Annotated in this window: 5 protein-coding genes and 1 tRNA gene; 4 read left to right on the forward strand and 2 right to left on the reverse strand. The window is 58.4% G+C overall.

Annotation, left to right across the window (positions count from 1 at the left end; genetic code table 11):
* A partial coding sequence (locus tag ACXJ7R_RS26015) for an FGGY family carbohydrate kinase (RefSeq protein ID WP_457154334.1) occupies positions 1-645 on the forward strand: 645 nt, incomplete at its 5' end.
* 29 nt (positions 646-674) lie between these two features.
* The gene (locus ACXJ7R_RS26020) at positions 675-1,151 is read left to right on the forward strand and encodes a DUF6882 domain-containing protein (RefSeq protein WP_457154335.1); all 477 of its coding nucleotides are present in this window, start codon (positions 675-677) and stop codon (positions 1,149-1,151) included.
* 89 nt (positions 1,152-1,240) lie between these two features.
* Here the strand turns inward: ACXJ7R_RS26020 and ACXJ7R_RS26025 are convergent, their stop codons facing one another.
* Positions 1,241-1,744, reverse strand: coding sequence for a BA14K family protein (locus ACXJ7R_RS26025; RefSeq protein WP_457154336.1), 504 nt, complete (start codon positions 1,742-1,744; stop codon positions 1,241-1,243).
* Between the two features lie 303 nt (positions 1,745-2,047).
* On the opposite strand from ACXJ7R_RS26025, the gene ACXJ7R_RS26030 reads away from it, so the two are divergent.
* Positions 2,048-2,123 (forward strand) — tRNA-Lys (locus tag ACXJ7R_RS26030).
* A gap of 41 nt (positions 2,124-2,164) precedes the next feature.
* Here ACXJ7R_RS26030 and ACXJ7R_RS26035 read toward each other — a convergent pair.
* On the reverse strand, positions 2,165-3,010 hold the full coding sequence (locus ACXJ7R_RS26035) for a hypothetical protein (protein WP_457154337.1): 846 nt from the start codon (positions 3,008-3,010) through the stop codon (positions 2,165-2,167).
* A 141-nt stretch (positions 3,011-3,151) separates the two neighbouring features.
* Between ACXJ7R_RS26035 and ACXJ7R_RS26040 the strand changes: the two genes are divergently transcribed.
* Positions 3,152-4,270, forward strand: a 1,119-nt coding sequence (locus tag ACXJ7R_RS26040) for a glycosyltransferase (protein ID WP_457154338.1), incomplete at its 3' end; no start/stop codon positions are given.

A 4,270-nucleotide genomic window follows, 5' to 3' on the forward strand; every position in this document is an offset into this window, starting at 1 on the left:
CTGCTAACCACCATTGCCTACCGGCTGAACGGCAAGACGACCTATGCGCTGGAAGGTTCGATCTTCATTGCCGGGGCTGCCGTGCAATGGCTGCGCGATGGCATCAAGGTGATCGGCAAGGCCGAGCACAGCGGCAAGCTGGCGGCCGAGGCTGACCCGACCCAGAACGTCTATCTGGTGCCGGCCTTTGTCGGGCTCGGCGCACCGCATTGGGATGCCGAGGCTCGAGGCGCCATTTTCGGGCTCACGCGCAATTCCGGTCCGGCGGAGTTTGCACGTGCTGCCCTGGAATCCGTCGCCTACCAGACGCGGGACCTGCTCGATGCCATGCACAAGGACTGGAAAGGTGCGTCGGTCGAGACAGTGCTTCGCGTCGACGGCGGCATGGTGGCGTCGGACTGGACCATGCAGCGCCTGGCCGATATCCTCGATGCGCCGGTCGATCGCCCGACCATTCTGGAGACGACGGCACTCGGTGCCGCCTGGCTGGCCGGCTCGAGGGCCGGCGTCTGGCCGGATGCCAGGAAGTTTGCGAAAAGCTGGGCACTCGAACGGCGCTTCCAGCCGGACATGGACCCGCCGACGCGCTCCACCAAGCTGGCTGGTTGGCGCGATGCTGTGCACAGGACACTGAGTGTGCCATAAGCAAATCATCAGGGTCTTGGGGCGAGAGAATGAAGCCTGACTGGTATCCAGCTTGGCGCGACGAAGCCATCGAACAGCTGAAGGTCAAGAATGACCGTTTGGAGAAAGACTTCCGCATCGGCCACTGGTCTCGCTACGACTATGACATAGCAACCAGAAGGCTTCTGTTTTCCAAAGACGGGGACGTTAGAGTGACTGCGGAGGTCCAGATTGCCGGTCACACGACCGCTAAGTCACAGAGTTGGCTCTGGGCTTGGGCAGTTTCAAATTGGCCCGACGATGTCATGATCGACGCAAAGCTGGTTCGAACGTTCGGCGAGACGAACAGCATCGACGAACTGACCCAGCTTTACGTCACGGATGCGGATGGTGACCTGGAAGTGCTTGGGTGGGAACTTAGCGCTGTGGCGGTTCGAATTTGCGACGCCCTCGGAGCATATCGCTCACCGCATGGGGAACCAGATGCGCGTTATTACATAATCAAGAGCATCAGCTGGGCAGGCTGATGCTACTTCGATAGATCGAATTAAAAAGGCCCGCGCCATAGCACGGACCTTTCTACGCGACACTACCAGTTACTGGTAGTCACCTGTGATCAATAGGGCGAACTGCACTCCCGGCGAGGACCGTAGTTTGGCTGGAAGGTGTTGTCCGAAGCGCGGTAGCTGCGATAGTGGTCATAGCACCACTGCACATGCGAGTTGCCTTCATAGACGCGGTTGTTCTCGCTGTTGATGATCGCGCCGGTGATCAGGGCGCCGGTGGCGAAGGCAGCCAGCGGGAACCAGTTGTCGCCATGGCGACGATAGCCGCGATGGTATTCGCGGTAGCCGCGATGACCATTCCAATAGACGCCGCCGTCGTTGTTTCGGGCAAAGTTGCGACGGTTGCCGAAATCGCGGTTGCTGAAGTTGCGGTTGAAATGTCGGTTATGACGCCACTGCGAAGGGCCGTAGCGGGACTCTCCGACATTCAGAATATTCGACGACGAGTCCGATGCCTGTGGCACGAACATCTGAGCCGCATTAGCCGGCATGGCAGCCGCGGCAAACGAAACTGACAAAGTGGTCGCCAGTATACCCGATACGATCTTGTTCACTGTTCTTCTCCTTCGAAAGGGTGATTGACGTCCCTTGTGCTGGGAGAACGGGCGAGCCCGGCAATAGTTCCGCGTTAAAATATCAAGCTGCTGATTTATAATGTTTCTCTGGCTTGACGATGGCCTGGAGCCCATTCGTTCGGCTGCTCCGGACGGCCCTTGATGCCCTGCTCGAAGCGGCCAGGCAGACAACATCGCAGTGCCGGGAAAGCTTGGCTTGCCCATGCTCTTTTTCCGGTTGACCGGTCGAGGCACTCTCCCTATGTTCCGCGCAATTTCGAGGGCAGCGTTTCGAGCCCGCGGGAGCGCGTAGCTCAGCCGGTAGAGCAACTGACTTTTAATCAGTAGGTCATGGGTTCGAATCCCATCGCGCTCACCATTGTTTTCAGATCAGCGCAGATAGTGGTCGAGGTCCAGCGCCTAGGCGCCGGAAGGCAGAAGCTCGACTTCCCGCGACGCGTGCTCTCGGGTGCTTTCCGACATCAGTTGCTGCGCAACCGGCTGCACATTTTCCTTAAAGGTGATGCACCTGTCGTAGATCTTCTTGGCCACGCGGTCTTTGCCAATGCGCTCCCATTCGGGCGTCCAGGGCGCATCCCAGTCAAACTGCTGCGAGATGAGAAGTTCTCGGTCAAAGCATTGCGGATCCCGTTCCAAAATCTGGCGGGCTTCATCGGCCAATGGCGTATAGGCTTGGACCGCAGCCATCTTTCTGGCGCGAGCAGCCGAATCCAGTTGGATTTCCACTTCGACAGCTCCCGGCACGTTGGGAACCGCGGCGGAGCAAAGCTGCTTGCGGCCCGGCTTCGTGCCTTGCAGACGCCTTTTGAGGGCATTGCCGAATGCAAAGGCCAGATCATGCATCGGATTGTAGCCATCGACCGCGTCCGAGACGATTTGCACCTCATGCATGTGAGACAGATCGGCGCTGATTCTCGTCAGCACATCGGCAAAGACGCCACTATCCCTGGCCAACAGCGCTTTATACCAGATGGCGTCGGGAATATCGCCGAACACCGCGCCTGCGGTCGCGCCGGCAGCTTCTACCAAGTCGCGTGAATATTGGGTTCGGGAAGAATGGCGTCCGCCTGAACCGTCCGTCAAAAGGTAGATTCGCGGTTTCTTGAGCTCAAGCCAGTGATGGATCCTGAGCTCATGCCCCGGATGGGCAAGGATCAGCACATGTTGCAACTTTTCAGGCAAAAAACGGCTCCAATCCAGGTTTCGGCATACATCCGCCTTAGACCGCATCAAGGCGGCAGGCATCGAAGGGTTTCCCACATCGAGTTGGCCCCGGCCATCTTTGTGCAACTTGTTTGGCCGATGCCTTCAAACTAAGAACGCTGCCTAGCATCTGTTATCCTCGCCGCCAATGCGGAGGTTGTGAAACAGCTAAGGAGGCGGCATTTGCGGGTTCTCATCACCAATCTGTTCGTGTCGTACAATAGCGGTACCGAAGCCGTTGTTGAATTGCTGGCCGACGGGCTTCGCCGCTGCGGTCATCAAACCATGTTGCTGGCTCCAACGCTTGGCGAGATGGCCGATCGAATGCGCCTGCGCGGACACCATGTGGTGGACCGAATTGCCGAGATCGTCGAAAAGCCCGACATAATTCACGCACAGCATTTGACGCCTTGCCTGACCGCGCTGGCGCGTTTTCCCGATGTACCAGCGGTGTTTTCCTGCCACAGCGCTTTCTTCGAGGTCGAAGCCCCGATGCTTCATCCGCAGATACGCCGCTGGATCGCGGTCGACGAAGCGTGCAAGGCCAAATGCCTGTCGCGGGGTGTGCCGGCGGACAGATTGGACCTCATCTACAATGCAATTGACCTTGAACGCTTCAAACAGCGTCCGCCCCTGCCATCGAAGCCTTTGAAGGGGCTTCTGCTGACCAAGAATTTCGAGCATCAGCAAGCGGTGCGCGAAGCCTGCGCCAGGAGCAATATGCAATTGGATGAGTTGGGACCCGCCACGGGCCGGTTTTCACATCAACTCGAAAAGGATCTGCTGCAATACGATATCGTGTTCGCAACCGCCCGGATGGCCATCGAAGCCGCAGCAGTGGGATGCTCGGTCGTGGTCTGCGACGCTCGTGGTTTCGCCGGTTTGCTCGACACGGCAAACATGGAGGCATGGCGGCGAATGAACCTCGGCGTCGGCCTTCTGACCAGGCCGACCACTGTCGAAAACCTGATGGAGGCGTTGTCAAAATTCGACGCTGACGACGCCGCGGAGGTCTGTGCATACTTTCGAAAGGTGGCGGGTGCCGAGCATTTCATCAACGAGCATCTTCGCACCTACAGTCAGGCCATTGAGACGAATGTCCAAACGACGGACGATGAGCGATCGCTCGCCACCGCATCCTGGATCGAGGAGATAGGCGTTTCGCGCGAACGCCGCAGATGGTTCAGTGTCGCCAACGAAATTGGCGGTGCCTGGCGTGATTCTTCAGAACAGGCGACGCTTCTCGATCTGCTCAGGTCGAACACGAAAACCTTGGAGAGTGGTGCCGCAGCACTGACGGAC

The organism is Mesorhizobium sp. P5_C1, assembly GCF_054049815.1.

Excerpts from the sequence above, each read along its gene's own strand:
- ACXJ7R_RS26020 (WP_457154335.1), top strand. The coding sequence starts at position 675 with ATGAAGCCTGACTGGTATCCAGCTTGGCGCGACGAAGCCATCGAACAG.
- ACXJ7R_RS26035 (WP_457154337.1), bottom strand. The coding sequence starts at position 3,010 with ATGCCTGCCGCCTTGATGCGGTCTAAGGCGGATGTATGCCGAAACCTG.